This window comes from Serratia sp. YWN4, from assembly GCF_055790845.1.
In genome coordinates, this window is record NZ_CM147696.1 from 75,374 (window position 1) to 93,316 (window position 17,943).

The window sequence follows — 17,943 nt, forward strand, 5'->3', positions numbered from 1 at the left end:
TACATTCTGGTTTGCGCAATACTTCGCAATGTTATCAATTACCTGTCGTGATTCAGAATACCTCATGGCATGCTCGGTTGATTGCAGGGAGGTAGTGATGAGCAGCCAGGATATGTCGTTATGGCCGGGAGAGTTGGCCCCGAGAGAGAAATTGATGCGTGATGGTGCGGCGGCGCTGTCAGACGTGGAGCTGTTGGCGATCTTCCTGCGCACCGGTTTGCCTGGTATTCACGTTTTGCAACGGGCTGAACAGCTACTGGCTCATTTTGGTTCGCTATACCATCTGATTTCGGCAGATTATGCGCAATTCTCCAGTCAGAAAGGGTTGGGAAATGCCACCTATGCCCAGTTGCAGGCCATTTCGGAATTGGCTTTGCGGCTGTTTTCTGGCCCGCATTTGCTGGAAAACGCATTACTGAATCCGAAAGTCACCCAGCATTATCTGCACAGTTTGCTGGTTCACCATGAGCGCGAGGTGTTTTTAGTGTTGTTTTTGGACAATCAGCACCGGGTTATTCGCCATCAGGAGATGTTTGCTGGTACCATCAGCAGCGTCGTCGTACACCCAAGAGAAATTGTGCGTGAAGCGTTGAAGGCTAATGCAGCCGCCATCATTCTGGCGCATAATCACCCTTCGGGTAAGGCTGAACCCAGCCACGCCGACCGTTTGATAACCGAGCAAGTGGTCAATGCCTGCCGGTTATTGGAGATCCGAGTGCTCGATCATTTGGTTATAGGCCGGGGTGAATGCGTTTCTTTTGCCGAGCGCGGATGGCTTTAAGCCATTTTTTCGCGATCCTTGAGGGATCTTTAGCTGTTCGGGACTTGAGCACTTACGCTTCAGAGCGTATACTACGCCACCTTTGAGAATCTTGGGTTTGGCGTTAAGAGCCTATCTCAGCAGGTTTCTAACCTGATGTTGTAGTTTCTGACCTGATGACGAGAGTCTCCTCAGTGTGAAGTTTGCTGAGATGGGCTCTAAAAGCCTGACGAGGCGGCCATACCCTATACGAAGCTCGAGCTGATTTGATTTTTGGAGAATAGACATGTCCCGAGTCTGCCAAGTTACTGGCAAGCGCCCGGTGAGCGGTAACAACCGTTCCCACGCAATGAACGCGACCAAACGCCGTTTTCTGCCTAACCTGCACTCACACCGTTTTTGGGTTGAGGCTGAGAAGCGCTTTGTAACTCTGCGTGTATCTGCTAAAGGTATGCGTGTTATTGATAAGAAGGGTATTGAGACGGTTTTGGCCGATCTGCGTGCCCGTGGTGAGAAGTATTAAGGAACTGAATCATGGCTAAAGGTGTTCGCGAGAAGATCAAGCTGGTTTCTTCTGCTGGTACTGGTCACTTCTATACCACCACGAAGAACAAGCGTACTAAGCCGGAAAAATTGGAACTGAAGAAATTCGATCCAGTTGTCCGTCAGCACGTGATCTACAAAGAAGCTAAAATCAAGTAATTTTAGTGGATTAATAAAAACCCGGCCTAGGCCGGGTTTTTTGTTATATAAGGTTGAGGTATTTGAAAGGGAGCGCGCTATGCCTGAATTACCAGAAGTCGAAACCAGCCGCCGCGGCATTGAACCTTATCTTGTCGGGCATAACATCCAGTATGCGGTGGTGCGTAATGCTCGCCTGCGTTGGCCGGTTTCCGAGCAGATCCTGACGTTGAGCGATCGGCCGGTGCGTAGCGTACAGCGCCGTGCCAAGTATCTGCTGATCGAGCTGGATTACGGCTGGATTATCGTGCACTTGGGGATGTCTGGCAGTTTGCGCATGCTGGCGGAAGAAACCGAAGCGGGTAAGCATGACCACGTCGATCTGGTGATGAGCAACGGCATGATCCTGCGCTATACCGATCCGCGCCGTTTCGGTGCCTGGCTGTGGTGCGAAGATCTGGCAACGAGCAACGTGTTGGCCCATCTCGGCCCAGAGCCGCTGAGCGAGGCATTCGATGGCAACTATCTGTATGAAAAATCGCGTAATAAACGCACGCTGATCAAACCCTGGCTGATGGACAACAAGCTGGTGGTGGGCGTTGGGAATATCTACGCCAGCGAATCGCTGTTTACCGCCGGGATCCTGCCCGATCGTCAAGCCAGTTCACTGAGTCAGGCGGAAGCGGATCTTCTGGTGGGCACCATCAAGGCAGTCTTGTTGCGTTCGATTGAACAAGGTGGCACCACGCTGCGTGATTTTCTGCAATCAGACGGTAAACCAGGCTATTTTGCGCAGGAATTGCAGGTTTATGGCCGGGCAGGTGAGCCTTGCCGCGTATGCGGAACCCCGATTGAAAGCGCCAAACATGGGCAGCGCAGCACCTTTTTCTGCCGCTACTGCCAGCACTGATTTACTCTGCGGCGAGCTTTTCCATCAATGCCTTGGTGACGACATCCGGCAGGAATGGTGCGATGTCGCCGCCATGGCGTGCCACTTCCTTCACCAGCGTAGAAGAGATAAACGACCACTCTTCGGACGGCATCAGGAACACGCTTTCCAGAGTTGGCATCAGATGGCGGTTCATATTCGCCAACTGTAATTCATATTCGAAATCAGATACCGCTCGCAGCCCGCGAACCAGAATGTTGGCGTTTTGGTGAGCGGCAAAGTGCGCCATCAACTCGCTGAAACCGAGCACTTCCACATTATCCAGATGCGATGTCACCTGCATAGCCAGCGCCACACGTTCTTTCAGGGTAAACAGGGGTTTTTTGCTCGAACTGGCGGCAATGGCCAGAATCACATGATCAAACATCAATGAGGCGCGGGTCACCAAATCCAGATGGCCGTTGGTCATCGGATCGAACGTTCCTGGGTAGATGGCTTTAGTGGTCATGATTCACTTCTCTTGATAATTACGATCCAACGCCCACAATGCGGCATATTTATTGAAGGTATATTGCGCGTTGACCACGGCTAACAGCAAGCCCTGTTTACCGTCGAGGAAACCAGCGCGTAGCAGCCAGGTTTTGCAGAAAGCGCCCAGCGTGTGGGTGATAATCGACAGAAAGCTACAGCGTTTACCAGCCTGATGGCGTTGGATGGCCCACTGTTCGGCGTAGTGCAGCTGTTTACGCTGGAAAGCAAAAAAATCGCGGCAGGTCAGATGCAGCAGATCGCCCTTCAGTGGCACCACTTTTGCGCCGTTGATATTGAGGGATTCATGCACCAGATCGTCGTTGTAACGGTAACGCTGATTGGCATAAAGGCGGTTGACCCGATCGGGATACCAGCCGCTGTGGCGCATAAAGCGGCCCAGAAACAGGTTGCGGCGGCCAAGGCTGTAAACCACGCTGTTGTCTGCGGCTGCCAGCGCTTGTTCGATTGATTGGCGCAACTCCGGCGTCACGCGTTCATCGGCATCAATCATCAGAACGTAATCTTTTGTGGCATAACTTTGCGCTTTCTGCCGCTGTTTGCCGAAACCTTGCCAATCGGTATGGCTAAAGACTTTGGCGCCCAGGCTTTCGGCCAGAGCGACGGAACCGTCTTGGCTGCCGGAATCAAGCACGATGATTTCATCAGCCCAGGCCACCGATTGCAGGCACTCAGGCAGCAGTTCGGCTTCGTCTTTGGCAATCATCACCACCGACAGGCTTTTACGCTCGCTCATCTAGTGGCTCCGCGGCGGCAAGTAGGGCTCCAGCAATTGCAGCAGGCGTTGCAGCGCTCCCTGATTCTGATACAGCACTTCAACCGCATGGCGGCCATGGTAACGGCGATAATCTTCATCGGTCAGCAGCGTTGTTATTTCTTTCACTAGAGAATCCACATCGGTGACGGCAATCAGCCCGCCAGCCTGCGAGAGCTTGGCACAGATATCCTTGAAGTTGAAGATATGCGGGCCCATCAGCACTGGGATAGCATGCGCTGCCGCTTCCAGCGGATTGTGCCCACCGCGTGCCACCAGGCTGCCGCCGACAAAGGCCAGATCGGCAATACCGTACAGCAGCATCAATTCACCCATGGTATCGCCAACCACCACCTGCGTACTGCTGGAAGGGATTTCGCCGCTGCTGCGCGTGGTGTAACTGAAACCCGCTTTCTGTGTCAGCTCTTTGGCGGTGAGGAAGCGTTCCGGGTGGCGTGGCACCAGAATCAGCAGCAGATCAGGGTGCTTTTCCAGCAGTTTACGATGCGCTTCCAGCAGAATGGCCTCTTCGCCTTCGTGAGTACTGGTGGCGATCCACACCTGGCGGCGTGGTGCCCATTGGCGGCGCAGCGTTACCGCGCGTACCGCCAATTCTGGCGTAACGGAAATATCGAATTTCAGGCTGCCGGTTACGGTGAGTTGCGAACGTTTCAGGCCCAGTTCGATAAAGCGTTCACCGTCTTCTTCGTTCTGCGCCGCGATCAGCGTAATGCGGCGCAGGATATCGCGAATGAATCCGCTGATTTTCTTATAACCGGCGGCTGAACGGACAGAAAGACGGGCATTGGCAATCACCAGCGGAATTTGGCGTTGATGCAGCGCATTGATCAGATTCGGCCAGAGTTCGGTTTCCATAATGATTACCAGCTTCGGATTCACCTGATCGAGGAAACGGCGCATAGAGCCGGGCAGATCATAAGGCAGATAAACATGGTGCACGTCGTTACCGAAAGCAGATTGCACGCGTTCGGAACCCGTCGGCGTCATTGTGGTCACAGTAATCGGCAAATAAGGGTAGCGGTGGCGTAATGCGCGCACGAGCGGAATAGCGGCCAGCGTTTCGCCGACAGAAACGGAATGCAGCATAATACCGCCCGGCACCACTTTACCGGCGCAGAAGCCATAGCGTTCTGCCCAGCGTTTACGGTAGGCTGGAGCTTTGCGGCTGCGCAACAGTAAGCGAAGCCAGATCAGGGGTTGGATAAGGTAGAGTAGTACCTGATATAAACGGAGCAGCATTCTATCAATTTCATTTATATGGGTTATCCAGAATAGTATCATAACCGCAAGGGAAAGGTGCTAATTTGGTAATCTGGGGCTAAGGTTGGGACAACAGGCGAGAGTTTCGCCGCAAGGCTTGGAATAATGAAGAATATTTTAATTATTCGCCGCGACAACATTGGCGATCTCGTTTGTACCACACCACTGATTGAAGGGGTGAAAATTGCCTATCCAGAAGCCAAAATTTATTTGTTGATCAATAAAGCTTGCCAAGATGTGGTGAAAAATAACCCAAATATCGAAAAAGTGTTTGTTTATAAAAAAGCAAAACACAGGGCAAAGAATGAAACTACGTTGGGCGTCTATTTTGAGCGCTTAATGGTATTTTTGCAGCTGCGAAAAATAAAGTTTGATGCGGCGATCCTAGCTAACCCTGTCCCCTGTAAATATAGCTTGCGGCTGGCAAAGATGGCTGGTGTGAAATACATTATTGGCGCTGATCTGGGCAAGCCTGAAATTACTCGTGCTTTTCGTAAAGAGGATTTTCACGGCAAGCATCAGGTTGAATATGCCTTCAGTTATCTTTCTGCCATCACCGATAAAACCATCCCGATTCCACCTGTGCGTGTTTATCTCAGTGAGGATGAATGCCAGGCCGCTGCCCAACGTTTAAAGGCCTTGCTGCCAGAGAACTCAAATATTTGTGCGGTGCATTTCAGTAACCGAAGAGAGAAAAGCACATGGCCGTTGGAGCGTTATGCCGAGATCATCCGCCGTTTGACCGCTGATCCGCAAACCTCGGTGCTGATTTTCTGGTCACCGCAGGGCACCTTGGCCCCAGATGATATCGGCGATCAGCGGCGGGCTGAACAACTGCTGGAGCAGTGCCAGAATGGGCGTGTCGCTCTCTACCCCACAGCCTCGGTGCGCGAGCTGTTAGCCGCGTTCGATCTCTGCGATCTGGTGTTATGCAGCGATGGTGGTCAGATGCATTTGGCTGCTGCGTTGAATAAAAACCAAGTGGTGTTTTTTGGTGAGACTAGCCAGGAAGAGTGGCATCCGTGGTCAGGGAAATATCAAATATTACAGGCAGAATCGGGTGACTGTAGTGATATTCCGGTCGAAGAGGTGTGGCGCAGTATTGAAGCGATGAAATAAATTCTGGTGGCAGAGAATACCCTGCCGTTTTAGTTAATTCTTCAATGCCAGATATTGTTGGCAAATAGGTTTCAGGCCGTAGCTTAATAACTGTTGGCGATTAATTTCTGGTGGCCGGGCATAAATTTCTGCCATTTTCTCCGCCAGTGATTTTTCATTTAATTCCGCCAGAGCCTGACTCATACCCGCATTTTCCAGAATTTCCTCAGGCCCGCCAGGGCAGCGGGTGCTGACTACCGGGGTATCGCACAGCAATGCTTCAACCAGTACGTTACCGAAGCCCTCGCTATCTGAACTGAGCACCAGCATCGCCGCGTGTTTGATCAAGGGGTAAGGGTTAGCCTGAAAACCGAGGAACAACACCCGATCGGCAATATTCAGTTCAGTCGCCAGGCGCTTGATAGCATGAATGTGCTGTTCATTGCCCGTTCCCACCAAAGCCAGCGGAGCCTGGATGCCGGAAAGCACATAGGCTTTCAGCAAGCGATCATGACGCTTATGCGGATGAAAACGGCCTACGTGGATCAGATAATCTTGGCCCGCCAGTTCACAGGGTTCCGCCGCCTGTTGCTCGATCGCATCAATATCGAACGGGTTGTTAATCACGGCCAACTGCTTGGGCTGAATCGACAGGTTTTGCCGCAGGTCATTCCCCACCGCCCGCGAGACGGCAACGATATTCCGCCCCTGATAAACACGGGCAACTTTGCGCCGCTTCAGCCAGCGATCGAGACCGGTACGGTGGCCCAGGTAGGACGTCGATAGAATACCGTGAATACAGAACCACAGCCGTTCGGAAGAAAGCACTTTGCTGTGGCTGACGATACGGTCGGTTTTATGCAAGTTTGAAAACACCAGATCGTAACGGCCGTTCTGCTGCTCGTTGGTGGCGATCGCTTGGTCTAGCATGTTGGCGCGGCGCGCAAGCTCTGTCAGTTTCCGCCAGGGTTTGCGGCAGGTATCTGCCACCACCTGATAATTAATGCCGCCAGGGATCGGGTAGTTACACACGTCACGCAGTGAAATCAGGCTGACGTTATGCCCCATTTGCTGCATGCCCTGGCTCAGTGTCAGCACCACTTTCTCTGCGCCGCCACCGGGTAAACCGTCGATAATCATCAGGATACGCATAGTTAGTCCAACAGTCGGTTATAAAGATCAATCAGTTGCTGCGAGAGATGGGTTGGCGTGGCAGGCATGATGCGTAACCTGGCAGCTTCCCCCATGCTTGAACCCAGCGCCTGCTGTGGCAAGGCGTGGATGGCGTCGGTGAGGGCACTGACATCCAGCGCGTCGGTGACAAAACCGTTTTTCCCCGGCGTGATAAATTCAGCGCCGCCGCAGGTGGTGCTGGTGATCACCGGTAATCCGCATGACATCGCTTCCAGAATCACGTTGGGGAAGGGGTCGTACAGCGTTGGCAGCAGCAGGGCATCCGCAGCCTGATAGAACGGCAACGTCTGTTTCTGCACGCCCATAAAGCGCACCCGATCGCCACAGCCCAATGATTGCGCCAGCGCGCGGTAACGTTTCTCTGCTTTGTCTTTGCCTACGACCAGTAAGTAACTCTCGGTCGGGGCGATCGCGCGGATCGCCGCCGCCAGCCCTTTGCGTTCAAAACCCGAGCCGACAAAGATCAGACAATGTGCCTGCTGGGGAATCTGGTATTGCATGCGCAATTGTTGCCGCTGTTGTTCGCTGGCCGGTAAAAACGCCTGGTTGTCGATAGCGTTATAGATCACCGTGACTTTGTCGGCAGGCACGCCGAAATCGGCAATGATCTCTTGCTTGATCATCTCTGCGTTGCAAATCACGGCTTTCAGCTCGGGTGCGGCATACATGGCGCGTTCGGCACACATCACATAGCGATGATAGCGGTTGGAGAACAGCCATTTGCGCCGCCACTCGGGCAGCAGGCGTGCGCGTTGCAGCAGCCAGCGGCGGTGCACACCATCACCGGCGCGGTAGATATCGCAACCGGGAATGCGCTCATGGCTTTGCACCAAATCGAAATCTTCTTTCTGCCACAAGGCTCTGGCCGCTTCGGCAAAACCGCGTTCGCGGCTGATGCGCCCGAACTTCATCGGGTTACACAGGTGGATATGCCAATTCGGATTAACATCACCCTGCCATTCGCGGGTAATGACGTTCAGATCCAGATCTTGTTGCTCCAGCGCCTCCAGGGCACGGGAAACGAAACGCTCTGCCCCGCCGTCCGGGCGGTATTTTTGGCGGACAATCGCCAAACGAAATGCTTTCATGCAAGCGTGCTCCGCGCGGCTGCAATCACCGCGTCTGTAGGAATAAGGTCGAGATAACGCTCATCGGTACCGGTATTGATGGCATCAGGGTCGGGCAACGTGCCGTAGTCTCCGGCCCAAATAACGTGGCCAATCGCCTGCCAGGGGCGCCAGAATACCAGTTTGGATGGCCCGAACAGCGCAATGCAAGGGGTTTGCAGCGCAGCGGCCATATGCATCGGTACGGAATCCACACCGAGGAATAAGGTTGCGTGATCGATCAGCGCCGCGAGTTGGCGCAGGGTCAACTGCCCGGCCAGAGAAACCACGCCATGCGGTGGGCATTGCTCTAGGATCCGAGCCACCATTTGTTGTTCTTTAGCGTCTGGCCCTGAAGTGATCACCAACTGGTGCCCATCGGCCCGCAGTGCGCTGATGGTAGCAGCCATCTTTTCTTCACTCCAGCATTTGAAAAACCAGCGCGAAGTGGGTTGTACCACAATATAACTGCCGGTGATGCCCTTTTGTTGCAGAAGCTGAAGGCTGGTTTGCCAGTCCTGCGGGCTATAGCTCATGGTCACCTGCTGGCTGACGGTGGGTAAACCGAGCGGTTGCAGCAGTGAAAGGTTTTGCTCAACGGTATGCAGATGGGCATGATCGGCCACCGGCACCAGATGCGTATGGCAATGTTGCCATAAAAAGCCGCGGCGTTTAGGGAAGTCAAAGCCTAAACGGATGCGCGCGCCGGTCAGTTTGGCGAGCAGTGCGCTACGCCATTGATCGGCGAGATTGACCACCAGATCGTAACGCTGTGCTTTTAACTGGCGGATTAGCCGCAGTTCGTGGCCGAGATGCGCCTTGGTTCCCTGTTTTTTCCATTGGCGATCGATAACGAATATCTGCGACAGCGCCGGGTTGCTGGCCAGCATATCCTGCGTCTCTTGGTAGAGCAGGACGTCAATCTGTGCATCAGGGTAGTTTTGCCGCAGGGTATTGATGACCGGTGTGGTTAGCAGCATATCGCCATGATGGCGGAGTTTAACGATCAAAATACGCTGTATTGGCGTGGCAAAAGCTAAGGCTGGCGCGTCGTTCATCATGAGTCGCTTTCAGGGAAACCAATCACTGATTCTAAATGACCCGATTGCATGTGGCTACTGTTGCTCAATTTTCTTGCTGGTAACGAAAAAATAATCGGTTCTGGAGATAAACGTGGCGCAACGTTGTCCAAACGAGGCAGCAAAGATGTTTGCCCTTGCTAAACAGGCTGCGTAACATAATGTATTCCGTTGATATCAGGCTCGATATTTATGACCAAACCGGCGTTTCTTATCACTATTGATACCGAAGGCGATAACCTGTGGCAAAACCACGATCGCATTTCGACCGAGAACACGCGTTTTTTGCCGCGCTTTCAGGCGTTGTGTGAAAAATACGCCTTCAAGCCGGTTTATCTCACCAATTATGAAATGGCGGTGGATGCGGAATACGTCGAATTTGCCCGCGATGTGATTGCGCGTGGAACCGGTGAAGTGGGGATGCATCTGCACGCCTGGAACAGCCCGCCGCTGGTGCCGCTCACCGATGATGACTGGCGTCATAAACCCTATTTGATTGAATATCCTGCCGAGCAGATCCGTGCCAAGGTCGATCATATGACCAAACTGCTGGAAGATGCTTTCCAGACCAAAATGCTCAGCCACCGGGCCGGGCGTTGGGCATTTAATGAGTTTTATGCCTCACTGTTGCTGGAGTACGGTTATCAGGTGGATTGTTCCGTTACGCCGCGCGTCAACTGGCAGTCTTCGCCGGGTAGTCCGCAGGGCAAGGGCGGCACCGATTATCGCCACTTCCCGTCGCAGGCTTATTTTATTGATCCGCAAGATATTGCCAAACCGGGTCATTCGACGCTGTTGGAGGTGCCGATGAGCATCCAGTATAAACACTCGGCGCTGATGAATGCGGTAAAACAGGGCTATGATAGCCTACGGGGTAAAAAACGTTCGCCGTCGGTGCATTGGTTGCGCCCAACGGGTGGTAACCTGGAAAAAATGCAGCTTGTGGCCGAACGTTCTTTGGCTCAAGGGCACGATTACGTGGAGTTTATGCTGCACTCCTCCGAGTTTATGCCCGGTGGCAGCCCGACGTTTAAAACCGAGCAGGATATTGAAGCTTTGTATCGCGATTTAGAGCAGCTTTTTGCCTGGTTGCAGCAACGCACGGTGGGAATGACGTTGGCTGAATATTATCAAAAGCAGATGAAAACTGGTTCATAACATGAAAATCAGAAAGATGAAGTACGCTCATTGGTTTTTATCTGTTTATAATTTGCTGTTTGGCAATTTAAAACCGAAAGAGTCGTTGAGCGCTGATTACCCGTTCAAACGTATCGTTGTGTATTCTACAACGGCGTTAGGGGATTTTATGTTCAATACCCCAACGATGCGGGCCTTACGCCAACGTTATCCTGATGCTCATATTACGCTGGTGGCAGGCACCGTTAATTATGGGATGGTGAAGGATTACCCGTGCTTTGATGAGGTTATTTTCTGGAATAATAGATTTCGGGATATGATGCAGGCCGTGTGTAAAATCCGAAAACACAAACCTGAACTGGCCGTCATTCTGCATGGTCATCTTCCTTACGATATTCTCAGCGCTGCTTTGGCGGGCTGCCAATATATCCTTAGAGATAATTATCTGACGTTACCCAAAGAGTTAAATTCTTGGGTGATAAGTTGTTCACTGAATTTCAGTGGCCATCTGATCCAACGTAAGCTGGATTTGATGCAGTTTCTAGGAGGGGATTCCTCCAAGATTGAGATGGAAATCCCCTGCTCATTTGAGAAGTTAATAAAACCCGCCGGGCGGATACGGGTAGGATTCAATATGGGTGCTTCAACCCGGGAGCGCTGCTGGCCAGTGGATTACTTTACTGAGTTGGCTAAGAGACTGATTGATTTTCATGGTGATAAGTGCGAGGTCGTGATCATTGGTTCTCGCGCCGATCACGATCTGGTTGCTTCTCTGCTGGCCGATCTGGACAGTGGCCAACAGCAGCGGGTGAGCAATTATGTAGGCAAGACCTCGTTACCACAATTGATTGGCGTGATTGATTCTCTAGACGTGCTGTTAACCGGTGATACTGGCCCGCTGCATTTGGCTGTGGCGTTGAAAGTGCCGACCATCAGCCTGTTTGTGACTGCCAGCCCCAAATTTACCGGCCCTTATCAGAATAGAGAGTTACATCATGTGATCGATCTCTCCAGCAGCCACCATAATGCGTTGAGCACCCATCCTGAACAGCCATTATCGATTATCTCTGTGGAACAGGTGTATGGAATATTAGAAAAAATGCACATGACTTCCGCAGCAGACTAGCTCTAATACAGTGAAGGGTTGAAATGAACATTGTTATTACAGGATATGCCTTGGGTGGTTACGGTGGTATGGAAACCGTATGCAAAAGGCTGGTTGAACTGATTGTGGCAAATAATCCTGGTGCCAAGGTTGATTTTATCTTCTTCAATGAAAAGGGAGAGGTAGATGAGCAGTGGTATGCAGGGTTAAGCGCCCAGATGGTTTCCTCAACCGTGCGTAACACTAAGCTAAGGCGGTTGTGTTTCGCTTTTGCCTTATCCGGTTTGTTGCGTAGAAATAAGCCGGACTTGGTTATCGCTTTGGACACCCTTTCCTGTTATATCGCCAACGTTGCCAGAAAACTGTGTCTGGGCCGGTACCCTATTGCTTCCTGGCTGCATTTCTCATTGTACGACCTATACAAATACACTTATATCTTGAAGGCCGACGCTCACTTGGTGATCAGCCACGGAATTAATCAGCAGGTACAGGAACTCGGGGTAAAAGAAAGGGATATTTATACCGTTTTTAATCCGGTAGAAAAAACCGAGGACACTATTCCGGTCAGCCATTCACCTGCCAATTTCATTTATATTGGTCGTGTCATTTTCGAAGGGCAAAAGCGTCTGAAAGACTTGCTGGACTCGTTGGTCGCCCTGCAAGGAGATTGGCGACTGCATGTTGTGGGGAGTGGTGAGGATTTGACTCAATGCCAGCAACATGCTGAACAATTGGGGCTTTCTGGCCGAATTCTATGGCATGGCTGGCAAGCACAACCTTGGCTCTATGTTAAAGCGAATATTGGCGATCTGAAGGCATTGGTGCTCACTTCTGCATTTGAAGGGCTACCAATGACCTTGCTGGAAGCCATGGCTCATGGCGTATATTGCGTGAGTTCAGATTGCCCAACGGGCCCGGCAGACGTTATTGATGGCACCAACGGCCATTTGTATGCTGTTAATCAACTGACAAAGTTGACAGAGATTTTGCAGGCATTGGTTGATGGGGAAATCATAATTGACCAAGCGCAGATCAAACATTCGATTGCCAAGTTTTATGACGACAGCTACTACTTGAATTTCAAACAAGCTCTGGACAGTATCATGCTGAATTATCAAGGCAAATAACGTATTAACCCGGCTCAGGATCCCTGGCCGGGTGAAATTATTATTGGCTAGTTGTCATCGGATCTTTTTTTGCGAAGAACGCAATACATGCCATATAGAACAGTATTGACTCTGAACTGATTAACAAGACGTCTGTTAAACCGTAAACAATCATGCAGCAACCAATCATCAGCAGCGGGGTGTTTTTTTGTACCAACGACTTCGTGATGATATACCCATAGAAAAACAGTACCGCCAGTAAGCCAACAATGCCCTGCAGGGAGGCGGCCTCGAGCAGTTCGTCATGCAGATGTGAGTCGATATAGATCAGCGCCGTCTGGTTTTTCGGATTGTTAGCGATGATCTCGGCTGCTTGCGTATGGCGTGCTTCAACGGTATTGCCGAAAAGATGCTGTGAGAAGATTTCTAGCCCGACACGCCATAATGAGAAACGGGAACCAAGCGATGAGAGGTCGTCACCTTTCTGGTACAGCATAATTTCGGTGCTGGTTTGTTCGATCTTGGGCTTAATATATTTACCGTAGGAGGCCATGCCTGCCAGTCCCACCAATACCATGACGATCAGCAGCGGCTTAAGATGGATTTTTCGGAAATGGAACAGCATCATCAGCAGAATAAGCAACAGATGCGAGAGTATTGCGGCGCGGGTTCCCGTCATAACCACGATCAGGAATGAAATAATAATGATCGCCGCTGTTGCAATACGGTAGCCTGTACTGCGTTTTAACTTGATCAGCAGGTAGATAAGCAAAATAGACAGCGTTGAGTAAATATACGCCGCTATGGTTGCGCGGTTAGTGCTGAGTTCAACACGTTCAATACCGTGATAAACCTGATAGATACCGTAACCTGTCGCTAGCACAAAAGCCAAAGCAAAGGCTGCAAGCAAGTACCGGCGATAATTGAATGTAGCTAAATAGTGCGAGAAGTGGGTGATATAAAAAATCAACACTCCACCCACTACCAGTTTCTTACCGGCATCTAGCTGGGTCACTCCGAAACCATAACCCTGCATATGGCGGTAAGACACCAGCGTCCAGATAATTTTCACTAGCCCTATCATGATGATGGCGTAGGATATATCCATCTTTGGTAAGCGGATATTTTTTCTTTCGACGAAAAGGCCAAACATAGCAACGTAGAAAGAGAAATAGAAAAGCTCCCGTTGACGGGCAGTAATAATCAAAGTAAAAACAACGGATAAAACGGCCAGTATAAAACTGATGAAATACAATCTTTGCCCTATTTTTTCCATAATAATTTTACCGCTTTCTTCTTATAGCTGAATCTTATCGTTGGATTGATAAAAAAACCAAGGCAACGAGTTTCACGTATTTTCTTATTGAGTGTATCCAATTGTACGCTTTGTGTGATCCACTTTTTCTGTTTTAATTCGATATCCAGCCAGTGGCACAGAACTAAGTCATGAAATTTTTGACCGAAAAGCGTATCCATTTTTTCCGTGCATAAAAATAGATTATGTATCTTCTCTGCTGACGGTGAATTCGATAGGCTGGAGCTCCGCTTTATATATAAATAATGGCTCTCGCGTGAGAAGATAATATTTCTGGATTGCGTGAGAATTTGTGGGAACACATAGAAATCTTCGTAACAGGTAAAGCTTGGAATAGGATTAGCCAGCAGCAGAGTACGCTTGATAAATTGCCCGATCAAATGTGCCTGAAAATCTTTATGGAGCAGAAAACGCGTTATCGCATCATCCTGAGTCAAACACTCTGTTTGTAAACCGTTCCAGCTCTTATCTGCCTGGGCAAGTTCACGCACCTCATGCAGTTTTGTCAACAATAGATCAGGCTTTTTGTTGTCGAGAAAAATGCTTATTTCATTCAGGGAATCGCTTTTTAGCAGGTCATCGCTGTCGAGCATGGTGACGTATTCACCATGGCTGTTTGCAATGGCAAAATTACGCACCTTGCCGATATTTTTGAATTCTACGCTGAAATAACGTGCTTGAGGAACTGCCTGGGCGAACTCATCAAGCAATGCCCCAGTATCATCAGTGGAAGCATCATTAACCAAGATGATTTCGCACCTTGTAATGCTTTCGCCCAGTGCGTCAAGCAGGCTTTGCAGTGTTGCACGCAAGTAGTGGCTGCTATTGTGGGCGGCAATAATAATGCTGAGCAAAATGTTTTGCGTGGGCATATTAACGTGCATCCTCGTTGGTCAGAATGGGTGCTAACAGCCCCATTACCTGTTGTGCGCTGATATCCACCATACTATTCCCCGTATCAGGGCGGCAGGCGCACTGATTCCGCCCATACCCCCCAATCAACCCCGGATCGGTCGGGCCAAACAGCGTGATATTCGGGCGATCCAGCGCGGCGGTCAGATGGCTGAGCCCGGTATCCACCGATACCACGCCTTTTGCACCGGCCAGCACTTCCGCTACCTGCTGTAAGCTGAGTTTTGGCAGCACTTCAACATGCGCAAACCCTTCCGCCAGCCTTAAGGCGCGCTGATGTTCATGCGCTGCTCCCCATGGCAATTTTATCTTCAGCCCGGTCGCGGCAACCAACTCAATCAGTTCACGCCAGTTTGCTTCCGGCCAGTGTTTCTCATCACGCGTGGTAGCGTGCAGGAAAACCAGATATTGCCCAGCATCCGCTGGTGGCTGGCTGAGAAAACGGGCGGCAATGGCGTAATCACCCGCACTCTGTGGCTTTTCATAGCCCAGGCTTTTGGCAAACAGCTCACGAAGGCGTTCCACCGCATGTTGTTGTTTATCAATCTCATGGCGATGGTTATAGAACCAACTGGCAAAAGGCTCGCGGGCGCTTTTACAGTCTGGGCCGTGTTTGCTGCCGCGCGCGATGCGGGTTATCAACGCGGCGCTTTTCATCAAGCCTTGAGCGTCGATCACCCTATCATAACTGCGCTCCCGCACCTGGCGCTTAAAATCGCAGCGCTGCTGGCGGGCTTCGGGGCCGAACCAGTTTTTGCGCCAGCGGCGAATGGCCACCGGAATAACGCGGTCCACCGCCGGATGCCAGGTGGGGATCTGGCTGAACCCTTCTTCCACCACCCAGTCGAAACGGATGCCGGGGATGGCATGCATCGCATCGGTCAATGCCGGCAGCGTATGGAGCACATCCCCCATGGATGAGGTTTTGACGATCAGAACCTGCATGTTTATTCCTCGCTGGCGGCAAGTAACGGCGTCAGCGCGTCCAACACCTGCTGTGGTTGAATATCGATTAGGCTCTGGTGATAGCCCTGATCGGCATCACCCTTGCGGACTTTATGATATCCACCGATCAGGCGGATGACTTTTGCCCTGGCAGAGAGCGGCGGCGTAAAGTCTGGGCTACTTGGGCCATACAAGGCTATCAAGGGTTTGTTCAACGCTGCGGCAACGTGCATCAATCCTGAGTCATTACTGACCACCGCCTGGCAGGAAGCCAGCAGAATCACCGCCTGTTCCAGCTGGGTTTCCCCGGCCAGATTGCGGCAGAAATCACGCGATTCTTCGGCCAGCGCCGAACGGATCTGCTCACCGGCGTCGTGATCTTTAGCCGAACCAAACAGGGTGATCTGATAGCCTTGGTCGATCAGCCTCTGTGCCAGTGTGGCGTAGTGATAATGCGGCCAGCGTTTCGCCGGGCCAAATTCCGCCCCTGGGCAAAAGCCGATAATCGGCCGGTGATCGGTGAGGTTAAAGGCGGAAGTGGTTTCGGCAATCTCTTCGTCGCTTACCTGCAATTGTGGCCACAGCAACGGCTGCGGTAAGTCTGCGGCCTGCTGCACCCGTTGCTTGTCGTAGGCCAGCGCGACATAGCGTTGCACCATCAGCGGGAAAGCGGTTTTATCCAGTACGCGGAGATCATTGAGCAGGCCGTAGCGCATTTCACCGCGCCAGCCGGTGCGCTGCGGCACGTTGGCGAAGAACGGCACCAGGGCGGATTTGAATGAATTGGGCAACACGTAGGCACGATCGTAACCGTTGGCACGCAGGTTGCACCCCAAACGGCGGCGTTCGCCCAACCCCAGCACACCGTGGCCCAGCGGCATCGCCAGCGCCTGATTGACTTCCGGCATACGCGCCAGCAACGGGCGGCACCACGTGGGTGCCATCACATCGATTTCCGCTGACGGATATTCGGCCTTCAGGGTGCGGTAGAGACTTTGCGACATCATCATATCGCCAACCCACGAAGGGCCGATAACCAGTATTTTCATACCCTTTGCAGGTTCCTTCCGCTTAAGCGGTGCGATTCAGCCAGGCCATATATTCTTTGACGCCTTCAGCGACCGTTTTAAACGGCGCGTTGTAACCGGCAGCGCGCAGTTTGGTCTGATCGGCCTGGGTATACGCCTGATAACGGCCTTTCAATTTTTCAGGGAATTCAATGTATTCCACTGCGCCTGATTGATGGTATTCCACCACCGCATCGGCCACTGCCTGGAAGGTTTCTGCCCGGCCGGTTCCGCAGTTGAAGATGCCGGACACGCCGTTTTGCCAGAACCACAGGTTAACCGCCGCGACGTCGCCGACATAGACGAAATCACGCTTGAAGTTTTCGCTGCCGGAGAACAGCTTCGGGTTCTCGCCACGGTTAATCTGGTTGTTCAGATGGAACGCTACGCTGGCCATGCTGCCTTTGTGGCCTTCGCGCGGGCCGTAAACGTTGAAGTAACGGAAGCCGCACACCTGCGAATCCGCCTCTGGCAGGATTTCACGCACGTATTGGTCGAACAGGAATTTGGAGTAACCGTAAACGTTCAGTGGCTGCTCGTACTGGCGTTCTTCGATGAAGTTATCGGTGCGGCCACCGTAGGTGGCGGCGGAAGAGGCATACAGGAACGGGATTTGGCGATCCAGGCAGAAATGCAGGATGTCTTTGGAGTACTGATAGTTGTTATCCATCATATACTTGCCGTCCCACTCGGTGGTGGATGAACAGGCACCTTCATGGAAAATGGCGTCGATGTCGCCGAGATCGTCACCGGCCATGATGCTGGCGATGAAATCTTCTTTATCCACATAATCGGCAATATCCAGATCCACCAGATTGACGAATTTGGTACCGTCTTTCAGGTTATCCACCACCAGGATATCGCGATACCCAGTGTCATTCAGTGCCTTTATGATATTGCTGCCGATCATGCCAGCGCCGCCAGTGACGATAATCATTGGGTTTACCCCTGTATTCTTGCCGGTG

General features: G+C 51.6%; 19 protein-coding genes. 8 read left to right on the top strand and 11 right to left on the bottom strand.

Annotated features, from left to right (window positions below; genetic code table 11):
• Positions 1 to 97 precede the first annotated feature (97 nt).
• The 4 genes from radC to mutM all read left to right on the top strand — a co-directional run bounded on the left by radC (position 98) and on the right by mutM (position 2,351).
• Entirely contained in the window at positions 98 to 781 is a 684-nt protein-coding gene (gene radC, locus ACX9GT_RS00340) for a RadC family protein (RefSeq protein ID WP_459400591.1), read from the top strand.
• 265 nt (positions 782 to 1,046) lie between these two features.
• Positions 1,047 to 1,283, top strand: a complete 237-nt coding sequence (gene rpmB, locus ACX9GT_RS00345; RefSeq protein WP_004931195.1) for a 50S ribosomal protein L28 — start codon at positions 1,047 to 1,049, stop codon at positions 1,281 to 1,283.
• 11 nt (positions 1,284 to 1,294) lie between these two features.
• The gene (gene rpmG, locus ACX9GT_RS00350) at positions 1,295 to 1,462 is read left to right on the top strand and encodes a 50S ribosomal protein L33 (RefSeq protein ID WP_004392084.1); all 168 of its coding nucleotides are present in this window, start codon (positions 1,295 to 1,297) and stop codon (positions 1,460 to 1,462) included.
• Between the two features lie 79 nt (positions 1,463 to 1,541).
• A complete protein-coding gene (gene mutM / locus ACX9GT_RS00355) occupies positions 1,542 to 2,351 on the top strand; it encodes a bifunctional DNA-formamidopyrimidine glycosylase/DNA-(apurinic or apyrimidinic site) lyase (RefSeq protein WP_473189320.1) in 810 nt (269 codons plus the stop codon).
• A gap of 1 nt (position 2,352) precedes the next feature.
• On the opposite strand, the gene coaD is transcribed toward mutM, so the two are convergent.
• From coaD to waaA, 3 genes are read right to left on the bottom strand one after another with little or no spacing between them, the layout of a single operon-like run.
• A complete protein-coding gene (gene coaD, locus ACX9GT_RS00360) occupies positions 2,353 to 2,838 on the bottom strand; it encodes a pantetheine-phosphate adenylyltransferase (protein WP_473189321.1) in 486 nt (161 codons plus the stop codon).
• 3 nt (positions 2,839 to 2,841) lie between these two features.
• Positions 2,842 to 3,615, bottom strand: a complete 774-nt coding sequence (locus tag ACX9GT_RS00365) for a glycosyltransferase family 2 protein (RefSeq protein ID WP_473189322.1) — start codon at positions 3,613 to 3,615, stop codon at positions 2,842 to 2,844.
• Positions 3,616 to 4,893: a lipid IV(A) 3-deoxy-D-manno-octulosonic acid transferase gene (gene waaA / locus ACX9GT_RS00370; RefSeq protein ID WP_473189323.1), complete on the bottom strand. Its 1,278-nt coding sequence runs from the start codon at positions 4,891 to 4,893 to the stop codon at positions 3,616 to 3,618.
• A 126-nt stretch (positions 4,894 to 5,019) separates the two neighbouring features.
• Between waaA and ACX9GT_RS00375 the strand changes: the two genes are divergently transcribed.
• Positions 5,020 to 6,033 carry a glycosyltransferase family 9 protein gene (locus ACX9GT_RS00375; protein WP_473189324.1) on the top strand — a complete coding sequence of 338 codons (1,014 nt, stop codon included), beginning with the start codon at positions 5,020 to 5,022 and terminating at the stop codon, positions 6,031 to 6,033.
• A gap of 33 nt (positions 6,034 to 6,066) precedes the next feature.
• Here the strand turns inward: ACX9GT_RS00375 and ACX9GT_RS00380 are convergent, their stop codons facing one another.
• From ACX9GT_RS00380 to rfaQ, 3 genes are read right to left on the bottom strand one after another with little or no spacing between them, the layout of a single operon-like run.
• Positions 6,067 to 7,164 carry a glycosyltransferase gene (locus tag ACX9GT_RS00380; RefSeq protein ID WP_473189325.1) on the bottom strand — a complete coding sequence of 366 codons (1,098 nt, stop codon included), beginning with the start codon at positions 7,162 to 7,164 and terminating at the stop codon, positions 6,067 to 6,069.
• A gap of 2 nt (positions 7,165 to 7,166) precedes the next feature.
• Positions 7,167 to 8,294 (bottom strand): glycosyltransferase family 4 protein, encoded by a 1,128-nt coding sequence (locus tag ACX9GT_RS00385; protein WP_473189326.1) that lies wholly within the window; start codon positions 8,292 to 8,294, stop codon positions 7,167 to 7,169.
• Positions 8,291 to 9,373: a putative lipopolysaccharide heptosyltransferase III gene (rfaQ, locus tag ACX9GT_RS00390; protein WP_473189327.1), complete on the bottom strand. Its 1,083-nt coding sequence runs from the start codon at positions 9,371 to 9,373 to the stop codon at positions 8,291 to 8,293. Before rfaQ ends, ACX9GT_RS00385 begins: the two co-directional genes overlap by 4 nt.
• Positions 9,374 to 9,583: 210 nt before the next feature.
• On the opposite strand from rfaQ, the gene ACX9GT_RS00395 reads away from it, so the two are divergent.
• The 3 genes from ACX9GT_RS00395 to ACX9GT_RS00405 are packed head-to-tail and all read left to right on the top strand — an operon-like array spanning position 9,584 to position 12,760.
• Positions 9,584 to 10,549: a polysaccharide deacetylase family protein gene (locus ACX9GT_RS00395; RefSeq protein ID WP_473189328.1), complete on the top strand. Its 966-nt coding sequence runs from the start codon at positions 9,584 to 9,586 to the stop codon at positions 10,547 to 10,549.
• Between the two features lies 1 nt (position 10,550).
• A complete protein-coding gene (locus ACX9GT_RS00400; protein ID WP_473189329.1) occupies positions 10,551 to 11,654 on the top strand; it encodes a glycosyltransferase family 9 protein in 1,104 nt (367 codons plus the stop codon).
• A 23-nt stretch (positions 11,655 to 11,677) separates the two neighbouring features.
• Positions 11,678 to 12,760, top strand: coding sequence for a glycosyltransferase (locus ACX9GT_RS00405; RefSeq protein WP_473189330.1), 1,083 nt, complete (start codon positions 11,678 to 11,680; stop codon positions 12,758 to 12,760).
• Between the two features lie 40 nt (positions 12,761 to 12,800).
• Here the strand turns inward: ACX9GT_RS00405 and ACX9GT_RS00410 are convergent, their stop codons facing one another.
• Genes ACX9GT_RS00410 through rfaD form a run of 5 tightly spaced genes read right to left on the bottom strand, consistent with a single transcriptional unit; the run spans position 12,801 to position 17,915 of the window.
• Positions 12,801 to 14,015 carry an O-antigen ligase family protein gene (locus ACX9GT_RS00410; RefSeq protein ID WP_473189331.1) on the bottom strand — a complete coding sequence of 405 codons (1,215 nt, stop codon included), beginning with the start codon at positions 14,013 to 14,015 and terminating at the stop codon, positions 12,801 to 12,803.
• Positions 14,003 to 14,926 carry a glycosyltransferase family 2 protein gene (locus tag ACX9GT_RS00415; protein WP_473189332.1) on the bottom strand — a complete coding sequence of 308 codons (924 nt, stop codon included), beginning with the start codon at positions 14,924 to 14,926 and terminating at the stop codon, positions 14,003 to 14,005. The genes ACX9GT_RS00410 and ACX9GT_RS00415 overlap by 13 nt, the downstream gene beginning before the upstream one ends.
• A 1-nt stretch (position 14,927) precedes the next feature.
• Entirely contained in the window at positions 14,928 to 15,911 is a 984-nt protein-coding gene (gene rfaC / locus ACX9GT_RS00420; protein ID WP_473189333.1) for a lipopolysaccharide heptosyltransferase RfaC, read from the bottom strand.
• Between the two features lie 2 nt (positions 15,912 to 15,913).
• On the bottom strand, positions 15,914 to 16,960 hold the full coding sequence (rfaF, locus tag ACX9GT_RS00425) for an ADP-heptose--LPS heptosyltransferase RfaF (RefSeq protein ID WP_473189334.1): 1,047 nt from the start codon (positions 16,958 to 16,960) through the stop codon (positions 15,914 to 15,916).
• Positions 16,961 to 16,982: 22 nt separating this feature from the next.
• Positions 16,983 to 17,915: an ADP-glyceromanno-heptose 6-epimerase gene (gene rfaD, locus ACX9GT_RS00430; RefSeq protein WP_473189335.1), complete on the bottom strand. Its 933-nt coding sequence runs from the start codon at positions 17,913 to 17,915 to the stop codon at positions 16,983 to 16,985.
• Positions 17,916 to 17,943 lie beyond the last annotated feature (28 nt).